Annotated in this window: 18 protein-coding genes; 7 read left to right on the plus strand and 11 right to left on the minus strand. The window is 72.5% G+C overall.

Features of this window, described 5'->3' with window-relative positions; all coding sequences use genetic code 11:
* The first annotated feature begins 251 nt into the window (after window positions 1-251).
* The 3 genes from ald to ACZ4MH_RS12405 all read left to right on the plus strand — a co-directional run bounded on the left by ald (window position 252) and on the right by ACZ4MH_RS12405 (window position 4,610).
* Complete coding sequence (gene ald / locus ACZ4MH_RS12395; RefSeq protein WP_351591047.1) at window positions 252-1,367, plus strand: alanine dehydrogenase; 1,116 nt, start codon at window positions 252-254, stop codon at window positions 1,365-1,367.
* A gap of 83 nt (window positions 1,368-1,450) precedes the next feature.
* Window positions 1,451-2,821, plus strand: coding sequence for an aspartate aminotransferase family protein (locus tag ACZ4MH_RS12400; protein WP_351591050.1), 1,371 nt, complete (start codon window positions 1,451-1,453; stop codon window positions 2,819-2,821).
* Window positions 2,822-3,104: 283 nt separating this feature from the next.
* A complete protein-coding gene (locus ACZ4MH_RS12405; protein WP_351591052.1) occupies window positions 3,105-4,610 on the plus strand; it encodes an amino acid permease in 1,506 nt (501 codons plus the stop codon).
* Window positions 4,611-4,665: 55 nt separating this feature from the next.
* On the opposite strand, the gene secD is transcribed toward ACZ4MH_RS12405, so the two are convergent.
* From secD to ACZ4MH_RS12420, 3 genes are all read right to left on the minus strand, one after another.
* Window positions 4,666-7,026: a protein translocase subunit SecD gene (gene secD, locus ACZ4MH_RS12410; protein WP_351591055.1), complete on the minus strand. Its 2,361-nt coding sequence runs from the start codon at window positions 7,024-7,026 to the stop codon at window positions 4,666-4,668.
* A 116-nt stretch (window positions 7,027-7,142) separates the two neighbouring features.
* Window positions 7,143-7,562 carry a hypothetical protein gene (locus tag ACZ4MH_RS12415; protein WP_351591058.1) on the minus strand — a complete coding sequence of 140 codons (420 nt, stop codon included), beginning with the start codon at window positions 7,560-7,562 and terminating at the stop codon, window positions 7,143-7,145.
* A gap of 118 nt (window positions 7,563-7,680) precedes the next feature.
* Window positions 7,681-8,103 carry a globin domain-containing protein gene (locus tag ACZ4MH_RS12420; protein ID WP_351591061.1) on the minus strand — a complete coding sequence of 141 codons (423 nt, stop codon included), beginning with the start codon at window positions 8,101-8,103 and terminating at the stop codon, window positions 7,681-7,683.
* 152 nt (window positions 8,104-8,255) lie between these two features.
* Here ACZ4MH_RS12420 and ACZ4MH_RS12425 point away from each other — a divergent pair, with 152 nt between their 5' ends.
* A complete protein-coding gene (locus ACZ4MH_RS12425; protein WP_351591064.1) occupies window positions 8,256-8,840 on the plus strand; it encodes a pyridoxamine 5'-phosphate oxidase family protein in 585 nt (194 codons plus the stop codon).
* Between the two features lie 88 nt (window positions 8,841-8,928).
* Here the strand turns inward: ACZ4MH_RS12425 and ACZ4MH_RS12430 are convergent, their stop codons facing one another.
* From ACZ4MH_RS12430 to argC, 5 genes are read right to left on the minus strand one after another with little or no spacing between them, the layout of a single operon-like run.
* The gene (locus tag ACZ4MH_RS12430; protein WP_351591067.1) at window positions 8,929-9,468 is read right to left on the minus strand and encodes an arginine repressor; all 540 of its coding nucleotides are present in this window, start codon (window positions 9,466-9,468) and stop codon (window positions 8,929-8,931) included.
* Window positions 9,469-9,476: 8 nt separating this feature from the next.
* Window positions 9,477-10,697 carry an acetylornithine transaminase gene (locus ACZ4MH_RS12435; RefSeq protein WP_351591070.1) on the minus strand — a complete coding sequence of 407 codons (1,221 nt, stop codon included), beginning with the start codon at window positions 10,695-10,697 and terminating at the stop codon, window positions 9,477-9,479.
* The gene (gene argB, locus ACZ4MH_RS12440) at window positions 10,694-11,614 is read right to left on the minus strand and encodes an acetylglutamate kinase (RefSeq protein ID WP_351591072.1); all 921 of its coding nucleotides are present in this window, start codon (window positions 11,612-11,614) and stop codon (window positions 10,694-10,696) included. The genes ACZ4MH_RS12435 and argB overlap by 4 nt, the downstream gene beginning before the upstream one ends.
* Window positions 11,611-12,762, minus strand: coding sequence for a bifunctional glutamate N-acetyltransferase/amino-acid acetyltransferase ArgJ (gene argJ, locus ACZ4MH_RS12445; protein WP_351591074.1), 1,152 nt, complete (start codon window positions 12,760-12,762; stop codon window positions 11,611-11,613). Before argJ ends, argB begins: the two co-directional genes overlap by 4 nt.
* Entirely contained in the window at window positions 12,759-13,787 is a 1,029-nt protein-coding gene (gene argC, locus ACZ4MH_RS12450; protein ID WP_351591077.1) for an N-acetyl-gamma-glutamyl-phosphate reductase, read from the minus strand. Before argC ends, argJ begins: the two co-directional genes overlap by 4 nt.
* A gap of 157 nt (window positions 13,788-13,944) precedes the next feature.
* Between argC and ACZ4MH_RS12455 the strand changes: the two genes are divergently transcribed.
* Window positions 13,945-14,868 carry a TIGR03564 family F420-dependent LLM class oxidoreductase gene (locus ACZ4MH_RS12455; RefSeq protein ID WP_351591080.1) on the plus strand — a complete coding sequence of 308 codons (924 nt, stop codon included), beginning with the start codon at window positions 13,945-13,947 and terminating at the stop codon, window positions 14,866-14,868.
* 71 nt (window positions 14,869-14,939) lie between these two features.
* On the opposite strand, the gene ACZ4MH_RS12460 is transcribed toward ACZ4MH_RS12455, so the two are convergent.
* The gene (locus ACZ4MH_RS12460) at window positions 14,940-16,163 is read right to left on the minus strand and encodes a beta-ketoacyl-[acyl-carrier-protein] synthase family protein (RefSeq protein WP_351591082.1); all 1,224 of its coding nucleotides are present in this window, start codon (window positions 16,161-16,163) and stop codon (window positions 14,940-14,942) included.
* 228 nt (window positions 16,164-16,391) lie between these two features.
* Between ACZ4MH_RS12460 and ACZ4MH_RS12465 the strand changes: the two genes are divergently transcribed.
* Window positions 16,392-17,351 carry a D-2-hydroxyacid dehydrogenase family protein gene (locus ACZ4MH_RS12465; protein ID WP_351591085.1) on the plus strand — a complete coding sequence of 320 codons (960 nt, stop codon included), beginning with the start codon at window positions 16,392-16,394 and terminating at the stop codon, window positions 17,349-17,351.
* Between the two features lie 81 nt (window positions 17,352-17,432).
* Window positions 17,433-20,012: a valine--tRNA ligase gene (valS, locus tag ACZ4MH_RS12470; RefSeq protein ID WP_351591088.1), complete on the plus strand. Its 2,580-nt coding sequence runs from the start codon at window positions 17,433-17,435 to the stop codon at window positions 20,010-20,012.
* A 3-nt stretch (window positions 20,013-20,015) separates the two neighbouring features.
* Here the strand turns inward: valS and ACZ4MH_RS12475 are convergent, their stop codons facing one another.
* Together ACZ4MH_RS12475 and ACZ4MH_RS12480 are read right to left on the minus strand one after the other, a co-directional pair.
* A complete protein-coding gene (locus ACZ4MH_RS12475) occupies window positions 20,016-20,585 on the minus strand; it encodes a histidine phosphatase family protein (protein ID WP_351591091.1) in 570 nt (189 codons plus the stop codon).
* A gap of 215 nt (window positions 20,586-20,800) precedes the next feature.
* On the minus strand, window positions 20,801-20,998 hold the full coding sequence (locus tag ACZ4MH_RS12480) for a DUF1918 domain-containing protein (RefSeq protein ID WP_351591094.1): 198 nt from the start codon (window positions 20,996-20,998) through the stop codon (window positions 20,801-20,803).
* Window positions 20,999-21,026: the final 28 nt, after the last annotated feature.

A 21,026-nucleotide genomic window follows, 5' to 3' on the forward strand; every position in this document is an offset into this window, starting at 1 on the left:
GCCAGCTGACGGGATCGTAACCGCGTCCGGGCCACCGCCCAAGGGGGCGGACGGGAGAAATTGCCCGGCCCGGCCGGTATCGGGGTTCCCGGCCCTGGACCCATCAGAAGCCGGAGAACTGGCGCTTACGCCCGGACCAGTTGGCCCCCCACGCTAGCGCCAACGGAGCGCCGCGCCACGAACGTCGCATGCCGAACGCCGAATGCCGCCGGGTGCCCTTCCGCGCCCGCACTACCCGATGGGAGTTCTTCGTGAAGATCGGAATCCCGCGCGAGATCAAGAACCACGAGTACCGGGTGGCCATCACCCCCTCGGGCGTCCACGAGCTGGTCCGCCACGGCCACTCCGTGTACATCGAGGAGGGTGCCGGCACCGGCTCCTCGATCCCGGACGCCGAGTACGCCGCCGCCGGTGCCACCCTCCTGCGGGACGCCGACCAGGTCTGGGCCACCGCCGACATGATCCTGAAGGTCAAGGAGCCCATCGCCGAGGAGTACCACCGGATGCGCGAGGGGCAGCTGCTCTTCACGTACCTGCACCTCGCGGCCTCCAAGGAGTGCACGCAGGCGATGCTGGAGTCCGGGATCACCGGCGTCGCGTACGAGACCGTGCAGCCCGCCGACGGCTCGCTGCCGCTGCTCTTCCCGATGTCGGAGGTGGCCGGGCGGCTCGCGCCGCAGGTCGGCGCGTACCACCTGATGCGCGCGGCGGGCGGCCGCGGCGTCCTGATGGGCGGGGTGTCCGGCACCTCCCCCGCCAAGGTCGTGGTCGTCGGCGCCGGCGTCTCCGGCATGAACGCCGTGGCCGTGGCCACCGGCATGTGGGCCGACGTCACGCTGCTCGACCTGAACATCGAGAAGCTGCGCGCCGCCGACCGGATGTACCAGGGCCGGATCAGGACCGTCGCGTCCAACGCCTTCGAGCTGGAGCGCGCCGTCCTGGAGGCCGACCTGGTGATCGGCGCGGTGCTGGTGCCCGGCGCCAAGGCCCCCAAGCTGATCAGCAACGACCTGGTCTCCCGGATGAAGGAGGGCTCGGTACTGGTCGACATCGCCATCGACCAGGGCGGCTGCTTCGAGGACTCCCACCCGACCACGCACGCCGACCCGACGTACCAGGTCCACGACTCGGTCTTCTACTGCGTCGCGAACATGCCGGGCGCGGTGCCGAACACCTCCACGTACGCGCTGACCAACGTGACCCTGCCGTACGTCCTGGCGATCGCCGACAACGGCCTGGCCGCCGCGGCCGACGCCGACCCCGCGGTCAAGCGCGGCATCAACGTGGTGGGCGGCCAGCTCACCTACCGGCCGGTGGCCGAGGCGCACGACCTGAAGTACGTCGACGTCGACGAGGTCCTCGTCTGAGGCACGCGCCGGGCCCGTCCGCCCGCGGCGCGGGCCCGGACCGTACCGCCACCCCACCCGCTCCCCTTTCCGGAAGGATCACCGTGAGCACCGACTCCTCCCTCCGCGCCAAGGCGCAGGCCCACCTCGGCCAGCACTTCACCCGTAACGACGTCTGGCAGGACGAGGGCCTGCCGGTCTTCGTCCGCAGCGAGGGCTGCTACCTCTACGACGAGCAGGGCCGCCGCTTCCTGGACGGCCTGGCCGGGCTCTTCTGCGTCAACATGGGCCACGGCCGCGGCGACATCGTGGCCGCCGCTTCCAAGCAGATGGAGACGCTGCCGTACTCCACGAACTGGGGCGCGGCGCACCCGCCGGCCGTCGAGGCGGCGAGCCTGATAGCCGACCTGGCGCCCGGCGACCTCAGCGTCACCTGGTTCGTCAACTCCGGTTCGGAGGCCGTGGAGACGGCGATCAAGTTCGCCCGGCAGTACCACCGGAGCCAGGGCGCGCCGGAACGTACGAAGATCATCAGCCGCAGCATGGCGTACCACGGCGTGACGCTCGGCGCCCTGTCGGTGACCGGGCTGCCCAAGATCCGCGACCCCTTCGGGCCGCTGCTGCCGGGCATCCGGCACGTCCCCCACACCCTCGGCTTCACCGGTGACTGCGGCCCGGCGGACCAGCTGGACTGCGTACGGGCCATCGAGCAGGCGATCGTGGAGGAGGGCCCGGAGACGGTCGCGGCGGTCTTCGCCGAGCCGGTGCAGAACGGGCGGGGTGCGCTGGTGCCGCCGGACGGTTACTGGCGCGAGCTGCGCCGGATCTGCGACAAGTACGGCGTGCTGCTGGTCGCCGACGAGGTGATCTGCTCGTTCGGGCGGCTGGGCGAGTGGTTCGGCAGCGGGTACTTCGGCGTCGTGCCCGACATGATCACCTTCGCCAAGGGGTCCACGTCCGGGTACGCGCCGCTGGGCGGCATGATCGCCCGGGAGCCGCTGGTGCGCGGCCTGTTCGAGTCGCCGAAGGGCGGCACGTTCACGCACGGCGCGACCTGGGGTGGCCACCCGGTCTCCACCGCGGTCGCGGTCGCCAACATCACCGCCATGCGGGACGAGAACGTCCTCGGCAACGTCCGCACCCTCGGCCCCGGGCTGCGCGCCGGGCTGGAGGCCCTCAAGGACCGCTACCGCGTCGTGAAGGACGTGCGCGGCATGGGCTTCTTCTACGCGGTGGAGCTGATGGCCGACAGCGAGACCGGCCGCGAGCTGACCGAGGAGGAGTCGACGAAGGTGCTGCGCGAGGTGCTGCCGAGCGCCTTCAAGCGCACCGGCGTCATCCTGCGCCCCGACGACCGGGGCGCGACGATGCTGATGATCTCGCCGCCGCTGGTGGCCGACCGCGAGGTGCTGGGCGAGCTGCTCTCCGGCGTGGACGTGATGATCGCGGACGTGCAGCGGAGCGTGCTGGGCTGAGCCGGCGGGCCGTGCGGCCCCTCCTTTGTACCGGTGCAGGCAGGCGGCGACGTCTGCCTGCACCGGCGCACCCGTTTGCGCCGCATAACGCGTCCGATATACGGCGCCGCAATCCTGGGAAATGCCGCCGCAACACGGCCGCAACAGATTGCGCAGTCATTTTCCCCTGGTACCCAGAAACGGCTACGCTCTGGCGCTTTCCCTGGCGTTCACCGGGCAGCCATGATCCCGGACACTGCTGAATTTTCCGAAGGCTGGGCTTTCCGAGAGGAATGGGGTCCCTGTGCAAGAGAGAAATACGGCCGACCACGAAGGCGGCGACGGCGCCACGGAGACCGAGGGCGCCGGACTGCGGGGCGAACTCAAACAGCGCCATATGCGGCTCATCGCCCTCGGCGGGGTCATCGGCGCGGGGCTCTTCGTCGGCAGCGGCGTGGTCATCGAGGACGCCGGACCGGCCGCCATCATCTCGTTCCTGCTGGCCGGCGGGCTGGTCATCCTGGTGATGCGGATGCTGGGCGAAATGGCGGTGGCCCGCCCCTCGGTGGGCTCCTTCTACGCGTACGCACGCCTCGCCCTGGGCAATTGGGGCGGATTCACCATCGGCTGGCTCTACTGGTATTTCTGGGTGAATGTCGTGGCACTGGAGGCGGTGGCCGGCGCGAGCCAGCTGCACGTCTGGCTGCCCGGTATTCCGCTGTGGGTCATCAGCCTCTGCCTGATGGTCATCCTCACCGCGGTCAACATGTTCTCGGTGAAGTCCTTCGGGGAGTTCGAGTACTGGTTCTCCTCCATCAAGGTCGCCGCCATCACCGTATTTCTCGTCCTCGGCCTGGTATTCGTCCTCGGGCTGTGGCCGGGGGCCCACCACGCGGACGTCTCGAACCTGACCGCGCACCACGGTTTCGCGCCGCACGGCATCGGCCCGGTGCTCGCCGCCGTCATTCCGGCCGTCGGCTTCTTCACCGGCGCCGAGATCGCCGCGCTGGCCGCCTCGGAGTCCAGCGAGCCGCGCCGCAACGTCGCCAAGGCCACCAACTCCGTCGTGCTGCGCGTGCTGCTCTTCTACGTCGGCTCGATCTTCCTGGTCATCGCGATCGTGCCGTGGAACAAGCCGGACGTGGCGGACGGCCCGTACGTCGCCGCGCTCCAGCAGATCGGCATCCCCGCCGCCGGCACCCTGATGCGGCTCCTGGTCCTGGTCGCCGTGCTCTCCTCGCTCAACGCCGGGCTCTACAGCGCCTCCCGCATCGTCTTCGCGCTGACCAGGCACGGCGACGCGCCGCGCGGCCTGACCAAGCTCAGCAAGCGGGGTGTGCCGCGCCGCGCGATCCTCCTCGCGACCACCCTCGGCTATGTCTCGGTGATCATCGCGTATGTCTCGCCGGACGCGGTCTTCTCCTTCATCGTGCACTCCTACGGCGCGGTGGCCCTCTTCGTGTACCTGCTCGTCGCCCTCTCCCAGTTGCGGCTGCGCCGCCGCCTGGAGCGTGAGGACCCGGGCTCCCTCCAGCTGAAGATGTGGTGGTACCCGTACCTGAGCTGGTTCACGGTGGCCGCGATGGGGGTCGTGATCGTCACGATGGCCGTACTGCCCTCCACCCGCAAGGACTTCGCGGCCAGCGCGGTCACGCTCGTGGTGGTGCTCGCGGCGTACGGCGTGCGCGCCTACCGGAAGCGGGGGCCGGGCGGGGCCGCCGCCGAGGCGCCGCAAGAGGCGCCCGTCGGCCTGCCGAGTACGGGAGCAACGGCGGTGTCGGCTTCGGAGGCGAAGGCTCCACGCGCCTGACCGGGGTGCGTGCGGGCCGTACCGGATACGGCCCGCACCCCCAGGTGTCCGTCCGTCAGACCACAGCCCCCGAGTCGTCGGCGCGCCGTGCGCCCGCGCGGCGGCGGGCTCCGGTCGTCGACGGTGCGGACTTGGCCCGTCCGGCCGGCCGGGGCGGCGGCGCCGTACTGCGTGCCTCCAGCGAGATCGCCAGCGGCATCGCCGTGAACAGCGACGAGTACGTGCCGACGCCGATGCCGATCAGCAGCGCCACCGCGAAGTCGGTGAGCGTGTCACCGCCCAGGAACGCCAGCGCGGCCAGGATCAGGACGGCGCCGATGCCGGTGTTCACCGTGCGCGGCAGGGTCTGCAGGATCGCGGAGTTGGCGATCCGGTCGAACGGCGCCTTGCGGTTCGCGCCCCACAGCTCGCGCACCCGGTCGAAGACGACGACGGAGTCGTTGACGGAGTACCCGATGACGGTGAGCAGCGCCGCCAGGAACACCCCGTCCACCGGCTTGCCCAGCCAGGCGAAGACGCCGACCAGGATCAGCACGTCGTGCGCCATCGCGGCGACCGCCGAGGCCCCGAAGGTCCAGCGGAAGCGGGCCGCCAGGTACGCGAGCTGGGCGAGCAGCGCCACGCCGAGGGCGATCAGCGCGTTGCGGCGCAGCTCGTCCCCCAAGCTCGGCCCGATCAGCTCGTCCCGTACCTTCTCCGTCTTCCCGCCCAGCCCGGCGACGGTCCTGCGGACCTCGCTCTCCTGGGCGGCGGTCAGCTTCTCGGTGCGTACGGTGAGGTCGCCGTCGCCGGAGGCGTTCACCACGGCGCGCGGGAACCCGGCGTCGGCGAGCGCCTTCCGGGCCGCGCCGGGGTCCACCTCGGTGGCGGTGGCGTACTCGACCATCCGCCCGCCGGTGAACTCCACGCCGAAGTCCAGGCCGCGCAGCCCGATCCCGCCGACGGCCAGCACCAGCGCGAGCGCGGAGGCGGCGAGCCAGCGGCGCCGGTGGCGCATCAGATCGGGGCCGCGGCGGGCCAGCCAGGTGCGGACCCGGCCCTCGTCGGCCAGCCCGGTGAGGCGCGGCGCCGCCCGTACGAGGTCCCGCCCGAGGGCGAATTCGGCGAGCACCCGGGTGACGACCAGGGCACTGATCATCGAGGCGAGGACGCCGATGGAGAGGGTGACGCCGAAGCCGCGTACCGGCCCGGAGGCGAAGAAGAACAGCAGTCCGGCGGCGAGCAGGGTGGTGATGTTGGAGTCCGCGACGGCGCTGAAGGCGTTGCGGAAGCCGGCGGTCAGGGCAGTGCGGATGTCCGTGCGCGCGCCGTTGTCCGCGCCGCCGCGCCGCTTCTTCCTCCGCCCCGCCGCGTACTCCTCCCTGGCGCGTTCAAACACCAGGACGTTGGCGTCCACCGCCATCCCGATGGCCAGCACGAAGCCGGCCAGGCCCGGGAGGGTGAGGGTGGCGCCGAGCGCGAGCAGCGCGGCGTAGGAGATCAGCGCGTAACAGGCCAGGGCCAGCGCGGCGAGGACGCCGAGCAGCCGGTAGACGACGGTGATGAAGAGCGCGGTGAGCCCGATGCCGATGACCGCGGCTCCGGCGCTGGCCTCGATGGCGTCGGCGCCCAGCGTCGGCCCGACGGTCCGCTGCTCGACCAGCTCGACCGGTACGGGCAGCGCGCCGCCCTTGATGAGCAGCGCGAGGTCCTGGGCCTCCTGCTGGGTGAAGCTGCCGGTGATCTGGGTGGAGCCGCCGGTGATGCCGGTGCCGCAGGCCACCGACTCGTTGACCTGCGGGGAGGAGATGACCTTGTCGTCGAGGACGATGGCGGCCCGGCGGGCCGGGTCGCCGACGGGCTTGCAGGCGGCCTCGCCGGTGAGCTTCGCCCACTGCTTCTCGCCGCTGCCGCGCAGGTCGACGGCGACGTACCAGCCGCTGCCGCGCTCGGCGTCGAAGCCGGCCTCGGCGCCGTCGACCTGCTCGCCGGTGAGCGCGGCCGGGCCGACGCGCAGCGGCTGCCCGGACTCGTCGCGCAGGGTGCGCTCGTTCCCGGGCCCGGGCCGGCCGTCGCCGGACGGGCCGGTGCCGTGTACGGGGTGGAAGGTGAGCTGGGCGGTGCGGCCGAGGACCTCGGCGGCCTCGCGGGGGTCCTGGACGCCGGGGAGTTCGACGACGATGCGGTGCTCGCCGGAGCGGGCGAGGGTCGGTTCGGAGACGCCGAGGCCGTCGACGCGGCGGCGCAGCACCTCCAGCGTGCGTTCGGTGGCAGCGCGGTCGGCCTTGGCGGTGGGCGAGTCCCGGGTCTCCAGGACGAGTTGCGTACCGCCGCGCAGGTCGAGCCCGAGGCGGGGGGACTGGGTGAGGGAGAGGTAGAGCGAGAGGGCGAGGACGGCGAGCGCGAGCAGCGCGCGCAGCCTCGAAGCGCGGTTCATGGGCAGGGGCCTCCAACAGGCGGTGCCGCGCGGCCGGTTGCGTACGGGCGCGGCGGAGAACCGGCGGACGCCCCCGGTGACCTGGTCCGGTCAGGGGGTGCCGCCGTCTGGCTCGATCACCTGTGGGAGAGGGGTGGGGCGCGGGCCGCCCAAAGGCCCGCGGCGCACTGCGGCCGGCCGTCGGCCTCCCGGCGCACGGACGGCCAGGGCAGTGCGCGCAGCCGGGGTGCGTAGTGGCTTGCGGGGTCCAGGCCCGGGGCCGGGTGCGCGGCGTGCTGTTCGGCCGGCGTCGCGCGGCCGGTGCGCGGGAGGGCGTGCAGACAGCCGGGCTGGGTGGGCCCGGAGTGCGCGTGCGGCGGGGACGTCTGGCCCGCGGAGGCGTACTGGGACGTCTGGCCCGCGGAGGCGTACGGCGCGCCGCCCTCGTACGAGGTCGTGGCAGCGGCCGCCGCCGTGGGGCTCAGCCCGCCGAGGACGAGCGCGAAGACCGCGAGCAGCGCCCGCAGGGCGGCCGTGGGCCGCATCCGCCGGTCCATGCCGCCTCCTCGTCCGGGCTCGCCGTCCGGATGCCGGCCTGATCGCCGCACCCGGACGGATGTCCGCACACTCTGCCACGGACGGGAGGTTTCCGGAGGGCCCCGGCCAGGACGCCTGCTAGGACGCCTTCGCCTCCGGCGCGGTCATGGCGTCCGTCATCACCGCGGTGACGGTCTCGTACAACGCCGCCCAGGACGCCTCGATCTCAGGGGTCCAGGCGTCCCCCGCGAAGTGCCGCAGCGCGGCGATCAGGCTGCCGCCGACGGCCGGGAAATGCTCGGGGAGGGCGCCGTACCCGGCGTGCCGGGCGCCGAGCCCCTGGAGGATGCGGACGACGGTGTCGGTGTCCTCCAGGTTGGCCACCAGCCCGCCGATCGCGTTCCAGAGGCGGTCCTCCTGCTCTTCGAGGTGCTGGGCGAACAGCGGCCGCACCCCGGGGTGATGGGCGAAGAGATGGGCGTAGAAGTACTTCGTCACGGCGGTGCCGTGGGGCTCGACGGCGGCGTAACTGCTTTTGACGAGCGCGGGGTTGAAGGTCATGACGGGACAGTAGGCAGCGCGCGTTTCCGTGGGCCGGTGCCGCCGTGACCGTACGGGAAGCGCTCCCTCAGCGAGGGCCGGGTGCCGTTGTGAGACGGGGGCAAATCCGGGCACCCGCCCAGCTCCGTTGCCACGGGCGGATACTGGGCCGCATGGGAAAGGTTCACGCACGTATAGACGGCAGGCTGCGCACGTTCATCGAGGCGCAGAAGATCTTCTTCACCGCGACCGCGCCGCTCTCGGGGGACGGCACCGTCAACCTCTCGCCCAAGGGCCTGTCCGGGTCGTTCGCGGTCCTCGACGAGCACACCGTGGCATACCTCGACTTCGCCGGCAGCAACGCCGAGACCGTCGCGCACCTGCGGGAGAACGGCCGCATCACGCTGATGTGGTGCGCCTTCGAGGGCCCGCCCAACATCGTCCGCGTGCACGGCCGCGGCGAGCCGGTCTTCCGCGACGACCCGCGGTGGGACGGCCTGCTCGCGCACTTCCCCGGCATCGACGGCGCCGCGCACGGCCTGCGCGCGGTCATCGTCGTCACCGCCGAGCTGATCCGCGACACCTGCGGCTACGGCGTGCCGTTCATGACGTACGACGAGGACCGCCCGCTGCACCGCTCGCGCTTCGAGCGGGAGACGGACGAAAGCCTGGACGCGTACTTCCAGAAGAAGGAGTGGATCGCGCAGAGCATCGACGGGCTGCCGGGGCTGCCCCTGCCGCTGCCGCCGCTGCCGTAGAAGCGCGCGGGCCCCGCAGAAGCGGACGGGCCCCGCCTCCCTCAGGGGAAGCGGGGCCCATGCGCGCCCGTGCGGAGTCAGCTGCTCGTCAGCCGTTCCGCTGCGCCAGCCGCAGCAGGTGATCGGCGAGCGCCTGGCCGCCGTCCGGGTCGCGGCTGATCAGCAGCAGCGTGTCGTCGCCGGCGATGGTGCCGAGGATGACGTGCAGCTCGGCCTGGTCGATGGCCGAGGCCAGGAACTGCGCCGCACCCGGCGGCGTACGCAGCACCACCAGGTTCGCCGACGCCTCGGCCGAGATCAGCAGCTCGCTGGAGAGGCGGCGCATCCGCTCCTCCTTGGCGGACTCGCCGAGCGGCGCCTTGGGCGTGCGGAAGCCGCCCTCGCTCGGCACCGCGTAGATCAGCTCTCCGTTGGTGTTGCGGATCTTCACCGCGCCCAGCTCGTCCAGGTCCCGGGAGAGCGTCGCCTGGGTGACGCTCAGCCCGTCGTCGGCCAGCAGCTTGGCCAGCTGGCTCTGGGACCTGACCGGCTCGCGGTTGAGAATGTCCACGATCCGGCGGTGCCGGGCGGTCCGTGTCTGCGGTACGGCGTGGCCGTGCAGCGAATCGTTGTCCTGCGCCTCGGTCATCGTTCTGCTCAGTCTCCGGATCGTCGTTCCCCGTCGGCCGCCTCCTGGGCCGCGTCGAGGACGCCGGGCAGCTTCTGGAGGAACACCTCCACCTCTGCGTCCGAGACGATCAGCGGCGGCGCGAGCCGGACCACGTCCGGCACGCAGGCGTTCACCAGGAGACCAGCGTCCTGAGCGGCCTGCTGCACCTTCGGCGCGTGCGGCCCCGTCAAGACGATACCCAGCAGCAGGCCCGCACCGCGGACCGAGCCGACCAGCGGGTGTCCGAGAGCCTCGATCCCGCCGCGCAGCCGCTCCCCGGCCCGCTTCACGTGATCGAGCAGCCCGTCCGCCTCGATGGTGTCCAGGACGGCCAGCGCGGCGGCGCAGACGACGGGGTTTCCGCTGAAGGTGGAGCCGTGCGCGCCGGGCGTGAGCAGCTCGGCGGCCTTCCCGTACGCGAGGGTCGCGCCGATCGGCAGCCCGCCGCCCAGCCCCTTGGCGAGCGTGACGACGTCCGCCTCGACGCCCTGGGCCTGCGCCTCCAGCCAGTTCCCGGTCCGGCCGATGCCGGTCTGGATCTCGTCCAGGACGAGCAGGGTGCCGGTGGCGGCGGTGATCTCGCGGGCGGCCCGGAGGTACCCGGCCGGGGGCACGATGACGCCGTTCTCGCCCTGCACCGGCTCCAGAATCACGAAGGCGGTGTCGGTGGTGACGGCCTCCCGCAGCGCCTCGGTGTCGCCGTACGGTACGTACGTCACGTCACCGGGCAGCGGGCGGAACGGGTCCTGCTTGGCGGGCTGGCCCGTCAGCGCGAGGGAGCCCATGGTCCGGCCGTGGAAGCCGCCGACGGTGGAGACGATGTGGGTCCGCCCGGTCAGCCGGCCGATCTTGAAGGCGGCCTCGTTGGCCTCGGCGCCCGAGTTGGAGAAGTACACCCGCCCTGGACGGCCGCCGGCGATCTGCAGCAGCCGCTCGGCGAGCGCGACGGTCGGCTCGGTGATGAAGAAGTTCGAGACGTGCCCGAGGGTGGCGACCTGGTCGGAGACGGCGCGGACGACGGCCGGGTGCGCGTGGCCGAGCGCGTTGACCGCGATGCCGCCGAGGAAGTCGAGGTACTCGGCCCCGTCGGCGTCCCAGACCTTGGCGCCCTCGCCGCGCACCAGTGGGATCCGGGGCGTGCCGAAGTTGTCCATCATGGCGCCCTGCCAGCGCCGGGTGAGCCCCGTGTTGCTCAGTCCGTTCGTCATGCCGCCCCCTCGTCCTCGTGTGCGTCGGGCACGACCATCGTGCCGATGCCCTCGTCGGTGAAGATCTCCAGCAGGATCGAGTGCTGGACCCGCCCGTCGATCACCCGGGCGGTGTGCACGCCGTTGCGTACCGCGTGCAGGCAGCCGCGCATCTTGGGCACCATGCCGCTGGCCAGGTCCGGCAGCAGCTTCTCCAGCTCGGTCGCGGTGAGCCGGGAGATGACCTCGTCGCTGTTCGGCCAGTCCTCGTACAGGCCCTCGACGTCGGTGAGGACCATCAGCGTCTCGGCGTTCAGCGCGGCGGCGAGCGCCGCGGCCGCCGTGTCGGCGTTCACGTTGTACACGTGGCCGTCGTCCGCGCTCCGGGCGATGGACGAGATCACCGGGATCCGGCCGTCGTCCAGCAGCGCCTCGACCGCACCCGCGTCGATGGCGGAGATCTCGCCGACCCGGCCGATGTCCACCCGCTCGCCGTCGATGTCCGCGTAGTGCTTGGTCGCGGACATCAGGTGGGCGTCCTCGCCGGTCATGCCGACGGCGAGCGGCCCGTGCTGGTTGAGCAGCCCGACCAGCTCCCGCTGGACCTGCCCGGCCAGCACCATCCGTACGACGTCCATGGCCTCGGGCGTGGTGACCCGCAGCCCGGCCTTGAACTCCGACTCGATGCCCAGCGTGGCCAGCTGCTTGCTGATCTGCGGGCCGCCGCCGTGCACGACGACCGGGCGGAGCCCGGCGTGCCGCAGGAACACCACGTCCTGCGCGAAGGCGGCCTTCAGCTCCTCGTCGATCATGGCGTTGCCGCCGAACTTGATGACGACGGTCTTGCCGTGGTGGCGGGTGAGCCAGGGCAGCGCCTCGATGAGGATGCGGGCCTTGGGCAGCGCCGTGTGTTTGCGTGCGGTGGTCGGCTCGCTCATGAGGAATACGCGCTGTTCTCGTGGACGTAATCGGCGGTGAGGTCGTTGGCCCAGATGATCGCGGACTCGGCACCGGCGGCGAGGTCGGCGGTGATCCGGACCTCCCGGTACCGCATGTCGACCAGGTCGCGGTCCTCCCCCACCGAGCCGTTCTTGCAGACCCACACGCCGTTGATCGCGACGTTCAGCTGGTCGGGCTCGAAGGCGGCGGAGGTGGTGCCGATGGCGGACAGCACCCGTCCCCAGTTCGGGTCCTCACCATGGATGGCGCACTTGAGCAGGTTGTTCCGCGCGATGGACCGCCCGACCTCCACGGCGTCGTCCTCGCTCGCCGCGTTGATCACCTCGATGCGGATGTCCTTGCTGGCGCCCTCGGCGTCGCCGATGAGCTGCCGCGCGAGGTCGTCGCAGACCTCGGTTACGGCGGCCGCGAATTCCGCGGCCTCCGGGGTCACGCCGGACGCGCCCGAGGCGAGCAGCAGCACGGTGTCGTTGGTCGACATGCAGCCGTCGGAGTCGACCCGGTCGAAGGTCGTACGGGTCGCGCCGCGCAGCGCCGTGTCCAGCTGCTCCGCCGGCACATCGGCATCCGTCGTCAGCACGACGAGCATGGTGGCCAGCCCCGGCGCGAGCATCCCCGCGCCCTTGGCCATGCCGCCGACGACCCAGCCGTCGCGCTCCGCGAATGCCGTCTTGTGCACGCTGTCGGTGGTCTTGATCGCGATGGCGGCCTTCTCGCCGCCGTGCGCGCTCAGCTCACCGGCCGCCTTCTCGATGCCCGGCAGCACCTTGTCCATCGGCAGCAGCTCGCCGATCAGCCCGGTCGAGCAGACCGCGACCTCCCCGGCGTTCTGGCCCAGCACCTCGGCGACCTTCTCGGCGGTCGCGTGGGTGTCCTGGAACCCCTTCGGCCCGGTGCAGGCATTCGCCCCGCCGGAGTTCAGTACGACGGCACTGACCTGCCCGGCCTTGAGCACCTGCTGGGACCAGAGGACCGGCGCCGCCTTGACGCGGTTGGCGGTGAAGACGCCGGCGGCGGCCAGTCGCGGACCGGTGTTCACCACGAGGGCGAGGTCCGCGTTCCCGTTCTCCTTGATCCCGGCGGCGATGCCCGCCGCCGTGAATCCCTTGGCTGCCGTAACCGTCACGGCGCGACTCCGATCGTGGAAAGTCCCGTGTCCTCGGGGAGCCCGAGGGCGATGTTCATGCTCTGTACGGCGCCACCGGCCGTACCCTTCGCGAGGTTGTCGATCGCGCAGATCACGATGATCCGCCCGGCGGCCGCGTCGTACGCGACCTGGAGCTGCGCCGCGTTCGACCCGTACACGGCCGCGGTGGCCGGCCACTGCCCCTCAGGCAGCAGCTGTACGAAGGGCTCGTCGCCGAACGCCTTCTCGTACGCGGCCCGCAGGTCCTCCCCCGTCAGCCCCGGCTTCGCCTTGGCCGTGCAGGTCGCGAGGATGCCGCGCGGCATGGGCGCGAGCGTCGGCGTGAAGGACACACTGACCGGCTCGCCCGCGGCAGCACTCAGGTTCTGGATCATCTCGGGGGTGTGCCGGTGCACGCCCCCCACGCCGTACGGGCTCATCGACCCCATGACCTCGGAGCCGAGCAGGTGCGGCTTGGCCGCCTTGCCCGCGCCCGACGTGCCGGACGCGGCGACGATCACGGCCTCCGGCTCGGCCAGCCCCGCCGCGTATGCGGGGAACAGCGCGAGCGAGACGGCGGTCGGGTAACACCCCGGGACGGCGATGCGCTTGGACCCCTCCAGCGCGGCGCGCGCCCCGGGAAGCTCGGGGAGCCCGTACGGCCAGGTACCGGCGTGCGGGGACCCGTAGTACTTCTCCCAGTCCCCCGCGTCCTTCAGCCGGAAGTCCGCGCCGCAGTCCACGACCAGCACGTCCGGCCCGAGCTCCTCGGCCACGGCGGCGGACTGCCCGTGCGGCAGCGCGAGAAAGACGACGTCGTGCCCGGCCAGCACCTCGGTGGTGGTCGGCTCCAGCACCCGGTCCGCCAGCGGCAGCAGGTGCGGCTGGAGCGCGCCGAGTCGCTGCCCCGCGTTGGAGTTCCCGGTCAGCGCCCCGATCTCCACCTCGGGGTGCGCCAGCAGCAGCCGCAGGACTTCCCCGCCCGCATACCCACTGGCCCCGGCCACCGCCGCTCGTACAGTCATCGAACCCTCCTCGTCGATGGCATGACTATACGGACTACGACACTTTTATGCAACGCCGCATAGCGCCCCTTGATCAAAGCGGCCGAGTTCACGCGACCGACAAGAAGCTGTCACGTACGGACGGAATGAGGGGGCGGCGGTGGGGGGTTTCAGGGGCATGACAGTGGGAGTAGCACTCAACGCGACCGGTGACGTCAATCAGATCGACGCCTCTGTGCGGCTGGCCGAGGAGGCCGCGGCGGCGGGGCTGCGGTCCGCCTGGTTCGGGCAGACCTTCGGCGCCGACTCGCCGCAGCTCGCGGCGATCGTCGGGCGTGCGGTACCGGGCCTGCAGGTGGGCACGTCCGCGATCCCCGTCTTCGGACGCCATCCGCTGGCCGTCGCCGGCCAGGCCCTGACCGCGCAGGCCGCCACGCACGGCCGCTACCACCTCGGCCTCGCGCTCGGCACCCAGCTCCTGACCGAGACGGGCTTCGGCATCCCCTTCGCACGGCCCATCGCCCGCCTGCGGGAATTCCTCACCGCGTTGCGGCAGTTGACCGAGACCGGCACCGCCGACTTCCACGGCGAGCTGCTCACCGCGACCACGCCGGTCCCCGCGCGCGTACCGGGCGCCGACGACGGCGTACCGCTGCTCGTCGCCGCGATGGGCCCGCAGGCGCTGCGGGCCAGCGGGGAGCTGGCGGACGGCATCCTGCCGAACCTCGCCGGCCCCCGCGCCCTGGCCGAGCACATCGTCCCGGCCGTCACCGCGGCGGCGGAGGCCGCCGGGCGTGCCGCGCCCCGCATCGTGGCGTTCGTGCACGGCGTGGTCACCGACGACGTCGACGCCGTGCGCGAGACGGTCACCGGACAGCTCGCGTTCTACGAGCAGATCCCGTCCTACGCCCGGGCCATCGAGCTCTCCGGCGGCAAGCGGGCCGTCGATGTGGCGGTGATCGGCGACGAGCGGACGGTCGCCGCCGAGGTGCGGCGCTACCGCGACGCCGGGGCGACGGAGGTGGTCTTCGTGGGGACGGAGGCCGCCGGGGACGCCGACCGCCGCCGCACCTGGGACCTCCTGGGAGAGCTGGCGGGCTGACCGAGGCGCCCCGCGGCCGGGGGTCCGCCCGCCACAGCGCGCCTCGGCGCCGGTGCGCGGGCGGCGTTCCGTCAGGGCGCCGGCGTGAAGACCAGCGACGCATTGTGGCCGCCGAAGCCGAAGGAGTTGGTGAGGGCGGCCGGGAGGGCGATCCGGCGCGGGGCGCCGGTGACGACGTCGAGCTTCACCTCCGGGTCGAGCGTCTCGACGTTCAGGGTGGCGGGCACGACGCCGTCGCGTACCGCGAGGATCGTCGCGAGCGCGCCGAGGGAGCCCGCCGCGCCGAAGAGGTGGCCGGTCATCGACTTGGTCGCGGTGACGGCCGGGTGGGTGCCGATCGCCTCGGTGACCGACTGCGCCTCGGCGAGGTCACCCTTGGGCGTGGAGGTCGCGTGGGCGTGCACCAGCCCGATGTCCTGCGGCGTGAGCCCGGCGGCGGCCAGCGCCCGGCGCATGGCCCGGACCTGGCCCTCCGGGTGCGCGGCCGTGATGTGGAAGGCGTCCGAGGTGACGCCGGCGCCCGCGAGGGTGGCGTGGGCACGGGCCGCCCGGGCGGCGGCGAACCCTGCGCTTTCCAGTACGACCACGGCCGCGCCCTCGCCGATGACGAAGCCGTCCCGGTCCACGTCGAAGGGGCGGGACGCCCGCTGCGGCTCGTCGTTGCGCGTCGAGTGGGCCTTGGCCTGCGCGAAGCCCGCCATCGTCAGCGCGCAGACGCACGCCTCGGCGCCGCCCGCCACGACCACGTCGGCGCGGCCGAGCCGGATCAGGTCCAGGCCCATGGCGATCGCCTCGGCCCCGGACGCGCAGGCGCTGACGGGGGTGTGGGCGCCGCCGCGGGCGCCGAGTTCGATGCTGACCCAGGCGGCCGGGCCGTTCGCCATCAGCATGGGGACGGTGTGCGGCGACACCCGGCGCACGCCGGACGCCTCCAGCACGTCGTCCTGGCCCAGCATGGTGAGCGCGCCGCCGGTGCCCGTGCCGATCACCACGGCCAGCCGCTCCGGGTCGACCTCGGGCGCGCCCGCGTCGGCCCATGCCTCGCGCGCCGCGACGAGCGCGACCTGCTCGCAGCGGTCCATGCGGCGGGCCTGTACCCGGTCCAGTACCTCGGTCGGTTCGACCGCGAGCCGGCCCGCGATCCGGCCGGGCAGTGCGGCCGCCCACTCCTCGTCGAGCGGGCCGATGCCGGACTGTCCGGCCAGCATCGCGCTCCAGGTCGACGCGGCGTCCCCGCCGAGCGGCGTGGTGGCGCCCAGGCCGGTGACCACGACGTTGTCGGTGTTCATGCTCATGAGCGAGCTCCGTTTGTAGTAGAGATACAACGCCCCGCGTGGCCGAGGGACCCATTCACGGGGCGAGTCGTCGACTCACCGGCCACTCTGCCAAGGAGATTGGGGAGAGGCAGGTAGCGTGATCAACGGAGTCCGGCCTTGGGATATTGTGGAGTCTCCACACAACCAGGAGCAAGATCGACAACGGTACGACCGGCCGGGGCCGGGTCCGGACAGGAGGGGCTGAGAATGAAGCTGCGGTGTGCGGTGCTCGACGACTACCAGGGCGTCGCGCTGTCCATGGCGGACTGGAGCGCGGTGGCCGGGGACGTCGACGTGCGCGTCGTACGGGAGTACATCGGGGACCGGGAGCGGCTGGTCGAAGCGGTCGGGGACTGCGAGATCCTCGTCGTGATGCGCGAACGGACGCCGTTCCCCGCGGAGTTGTTCGCCCGGCTCCCCCGGCTGCGACTGCTGATCACCTCCGGTATGCGCAACGCCGCGATCGACCTGGAAGCGGCGGCCCGGCACGGCGTGACCGTGTGCGGTACGGCCAGCAATACGGAGCCGCCGGTCGAGCTGACCTGGGCGCTGCTGCTGGGCCTGGCCCGCGGCCTCGTCCGGGAGAACACCGCGCTGCGGGAGGGTGGGCCGTGGCAGAGCACGGTGGGCGCCGACCTGCACGGGCGGCGGCTCGGGCTGCTGGGGCTGGGGAAGATCGGTACGAGGGTGGCAGCCGTCGGCCAGGCGTTCGGGATGGACGTCGTGGCGTGGAGCCGTAACCTCACGGACGAGCGGGCCGCGGCGGCAGGCGTCCGGCGGCTGCACACGAAGGAGGAGCTGCTGGAGAGCAGCGACTTCGTCTCCGTGCACCTGGTGCTCGGGGAGCGGACGCGGGGGCTGCTCGGCGCGGCGGAGCTGAAGCGGATGCGGCCGACGGCGTATCTCGTCAACACCTCGCGGGCCGCGATCATCGACCAGGACGCGCTCGCGGAGGCGCTGCGCGGCGGGTGGATCGCGGGCGCGGGGGTCGACGTGTTCGACGAGGAGCCGCTGTCCGCGGGGCATCCGTACAGGTCGCTGCCGAATCTGCTGGCCACGCCGCACCTGGGCTATGTGACGCGGCGCAATTACGAGGGGTACTTCCAGCAGGCGGTGGAGGACATCGCGGCGTTCGTGGCGGGGGCGCCGGTGCGGCAGCTGGGCTGAGGACCGCGGAAAGGCGGCCGGGTGGCGACGCGCGGAAAACGGGAGGCCGCGGGCGCGGGGGCGTGACTAGCATGGCCCCGCATGACGTCCCCTCAGCGCCCGCGCGGCGTTCCCGAGCGGCCCGTTCTCGACGGGCTGGAAGAGAAGTGGTCCCGGCAGTGGGAAGAGTCGGGCGTCCATGTATTCGACCGGTCCGCCGAGCGCGGCCGGGTCTTCTCGATCGACACCCCGCCGCCCACGGTCAGCGGCTCCCTCCACATCGGCCACGTCTTCTCGTACACGCACACCGACGCGGTCGCCCGCTACCAGCGGATGCGCGGCCGGGAGGTCTTCTACCCGATGGGGTGGGACGACAACGGGCTGCCGACCGAGCGGCGCGTCCAGCACCACTTCGGGGTGCGCTGCGACCCGTCGCTGCCGTACGACCCGGACTTCCGCCCGCCGGAGCGGCCAGGAAAGCGTCAACTGCCCGTCTCCCGGCGGAATTTCATCGAGCTGTGCGAGCGGCTGACCGCCGTCGACGAGGAGGCGTTCGAGGAGCTGTGGCGGCGCCTCGGCCTGTCGGTCGACTGGACGCTGACGTACCGCACGATCGGGGACACGGCCCGGACGGTCTCCCAGTACGCCTTCCTGCGGAACCTCGCGCGCGGCGAGGCGTACTCGGCCGAGGCGCCCACGCTGTGGGACGTCACGTTCCGTACGGCGGTCGCCCAGGCCGAGCTGGAGGACCGGGACCGCCCCGCCGCGTACCACCGGCTGGCGTTCGCGCGGACGGACGCCGCCTCCGGCCCCTCGCCCGTCCCGCCGCTCCTCGTCGAGACGACGCGTCCCGAGCTGCTGCCCGCGTGCGTCGCGGTCGTCGCGCATCCGGACGACGCGCGCTATCAGGAACTGTTCGGGAAGACCGTGCGCACCCCGCTCTTCGGGGTCGAGGTGCCCGTCCTCGCGCACCGGCTCGCCGACCCGGAGAAGGGCACCGGCGCCGCCATGATCTGCACCTTCGGCGACACGACGGACGTGACGTGGTGGCGTGAGCTGGCGCTGCCGACCCGCCCGGTCATCGGCTGGGACGGCCGCTTCGCCGCCGGGCCGCCCGCCTGGCTGGAGAGCGAGCGGGCCCGGGCGGCGTACGGAGAGCTGGCCGGGGCCACCGCGTTCACCGCCCGCGAGCGCGTCGTCGCCATGCTGCGGGAGAGCGGCGAGCTGACCGGCGAGCCCCGCCCCGTCACCCACCCGGTGAAGTTCTACGAGAAGGGCGACAAGCCGCTGGAGATCGTCACCACCCGCCAGTGGTACCTCCGCAACGGCGGCCGGGACCGGCCGCTGCGGGACGAACTGCTGCGGCGTGGCGCCGAGTTGCACTGGCACCCGGACCGGATGCGCGTCCGGTACGAGAACTGGGTCGGCGGCCTGAACGGTGACTGGCTGATCAGCCGGCAGCGGTTCTTCGGCGTGCCGATCCCCGTCTGGTACCCGCTGGACGCCACGGGCGCCCCCGATTACGGCACGCCGATCGTCCCGGACACGGCGGCGCTGCCCGTCGACCCGAGCGCCGAGGCACCGCCCGGGTACACGGAGGCGCAGCGCGGTGCCCCGGACGGCTTCATCGGGGATCCGGACGTCATGGACACCTGGGCGACCTCCTCCCTCACCCCGCAGATCGCGGCCGGCTGGCCGGCCGACCCCGACCTCTTCGAGCGGGTCTTCCCGATGGACGTCCGGCCGCAGGCTCACGAGATCATCCGTACCTGGCTGTTCTCCACGGTCGTCCGCGCGCACGCCGAGCACGGCACACTGCCGTGGCGGCACGCCACGATCTCCGGCTGGATCCTCGACCCGGACCGCAAGAAGATGTCGAAGTCGAAGGGGAACACCGTCACGCCGCTGGACCTGCTGGCGCACCACGGGTCCGACGCGGTGCGGTACTGGGCGGCGAGCGGGCGCCCCGGCACGGACACCGCGTTCGACACCGGCCAGATGAAGATCGGCCGCCGGCTGGCCACGAAGATCCTCAACGCGAGCCGGTTCGTCCTCGGCTTCGCGCCGGTCGCGGACGGCACACCGGTCACCGAACCACTCGACCGTTCCCTCCTCTCCGTCCTGGCCGCAACGGTCGAGGAAGCCACCGCCGCCTTCGAGGACTTCGACTACGCCCGCGCCCTGGACCACACCGAACGGTTCTTCTGGCGCTTCTGCGACGACTACCTGGAACTGGTCAAGGACCGGGCGTACGGAACGGCGGAGACCGACGCCGCCGGGGCGGCCTCGGCGCGGGCCACCCTCACGACCGTGCTGAGCACGCTGCTGCGCCTCTTCGCGCCGGTGCTGCCGTTCGTCACGGAGGAGGTCTGGTCGTGGTGGGCGCCCGGCTCGGTGCACCGCGCCCCCTGGCCGGAAGCGGACCCGCTGCGCGCGCTCGCGGACGGCACGGACCCCGCGCTGCTCGACACGGCGGCGGAGGTCCTCACCGCGGTCCGCCGGGCGAAGTCCGCGGCCAAGGTGTCCATGCGGACGACGGTGACGGGGGCGGTGATCACCGGACCGTCCACGGCACTGGAGGCGTTCACCCTGGTCGCCGCCGACGTCCGCGCGGCGGGGCGGATCGCCCGCACCGAAGAACGCCCCGGGCCGGCACCGCTCACGGTCGACGTCACGCTCTGAAATTCAGGACGACAGTACGAGGGTCCAGGAGCCCTGGTGGCCGTGGAGGGCGGTCACCGAGAGGGGGAGGACGTCGAGGTGCCAGTAGGCGTGCGGCGGGACCTTGAGGGCGTAGATGAGGGCGGCGCGGATCACGCCGGGTTCGGCGACGGCGAGGGCGCTGCCGCCGTCGCCGACCGGGCGGGTGTCGAGCCAGTTGCCGACCCGGATGATGAACGCGAGCAGGGACTCGCCGCCGTGCGGTGCCGTGCGCGGGTCCGCGAGCCAGGCGTCCACGGCCTGCGGCTCGGCGGCCGCCACGTCGCGCAGCGTGCGCCCGCGCCACCGGCCCATGTCGCAGTCGCGCAGCGCGGGCTGCACCAGGGGGGTGAGGCCGAGGAGCTCGCCGGTCTCGCGGCTGCGGGCCGAGGGTGAGCAGTAACGGAGCTCGGCGGCGGCCAGCGGGCTCAGGGCGGGCGCTGCCCGCTCGACCTCGTGCCACCCCATCACGTCCAGCGGCCGGTCGTCGTCGAAGCGCGCTTCGAGCAACGAGGAGCTGCGCCCGGCAGCGACCAGCGTGAGGCGAACAGTCATTCGGTGATGGTAAGAGCGCTTCCGCCGCCGAGAGCCCCGCTGTCACAGATGAAGTCACATATTTGCGGGGCATGTTCGGCATTGACGGCCGGAGTGTGATGTTCCGCCACCCCCGCCATGATCGACACCGGGCGCATGTGCACGGCAAGGGCCCGGCGGTCTCCCGCCGGGCCCTCGTCCTGTCGGTATCGCCGTCGGCCGTCTCGGTATGGCTGTCAGCCGTCCGTCGACTTCTCGTGCCGTACGACGGTGTCGGGGCCGGGCGACATGATCGCTTCATGGCCGTCCTCGAAGCGGACGCGGTACGGCGGGGTCCCGTTCATTCCGAGTACTTCGACGACCTCGGCTTCCCGGTCGTGCTGGCCGACGATCCTGCCGTGCACCAGCAACCGGTCGCCTTTGTGGGCCTCCATCAGAGCTGACCTCCATCCGGATGGTCGG

This window comes from Streptomyces sp. NPDC026301 (assembly GCF_055567935.1).

Bases quoted from the DNA above. Each gene is read 5' to 3' on its own strand.
- ACZ4MH_RS12460 (WP_351591082.1), bottom strand. From the start codon at position 16,163: ATGAGCATGAACACCGACAACGTCGTGGTCACCGGCCTGGGCGCCACC.
- ACZ4MH_RS12435 (WP_351591070.1), bottom strand. From the start codon at position 10,697: ATGACGAACGGACTGAGCAACACGGGGCTCACCCGGCGCTGGCAGGGC.
- ACZ4MH_RS12465 (WP_351591085.1), top strand. From the start codon at position 16,392: ATGAAGCTGCGGTGTGCGGTGCTCGACGACTACCAGGGCGTCGCGCTG.
- argC (WP_351591077.1), bottom strand. From the start codon at position 13,787: ATGACTGTACGAGCGGCGGTGGCCGGGGCCAGTGGGTATGCGGGCGGG.
- secD (WP_351591055.1), bottom strand. From the start codon at position 7,026: ATGAACCGCGCTTCGAGGCTGCGCGCGCTGCTCGCGCTCGCCGTCCTC.
- ACZ4MH_RS12480 (WP_351591094.1), bottom strand. From the start codon at position 20,998: ATGGAGGCCCACAAAGGCGACCGGTTGCTGGTGCACGGCAGGATCGTC.
- ACZ4MH_RS12415 (WP_351591058.1), bottom strand. From the start codon at position 7,562: ATGGACCGGCGGATGCGGCCCACGGCCGCCCTGCGGGCGCTGCTCGCG.
- ACZ4MH_RS12425 (WP_351591064.1), top strand. From the start codon at position 8,256: ATGGGAAAGGTTCACGCACGTATAGACGGCAGGCTGCGCACGTTCATC.
- ACZ4MH_RS12455 (WP_351591080.1), top strand. From the start codon at position 13,945: ATGACAGTGGGAGTAGCACTCAACGCGACCGGTGACGTCAATCAGATC.
- ACZ4MH_RS12475 (WP_351591091.1), bottom strand. From the start codon at position 20,585: ATGACTGTTCGCCTCACGCTGGTCGCTGCCGGGCGCAGCTCCTCGTTG.
- ACZ4MH_RS12430 (WP_351591067.1), bottom strand. From the start codon at position 9,468: ATGACCGAGGCGCAGGACAACGATTCGCTGCACGGCCACGCCGTACCG.
- argB (WP_351591072.1), bottom strand. From the start codon at position 11,614: ATGAGCGAGCCGACCACCGCACGCAAACACACGGCGCTGCCCAAGGCC.
- ACZ4MH_RS12420 (WP_351591061.1), bottom strand. From the start codon at position 8,103: ATGACCTTCAACCCCGCGCTCGTCAAAAGCAGTTACGCCGCCGTCGAG.
- valS (WP_351591088.1), top strand. From the start codon at position 17,433: ATGACGTCCCCTCAGCGCCCGCGCGGCGTTCCCGAGCGGCCCGTTCTC.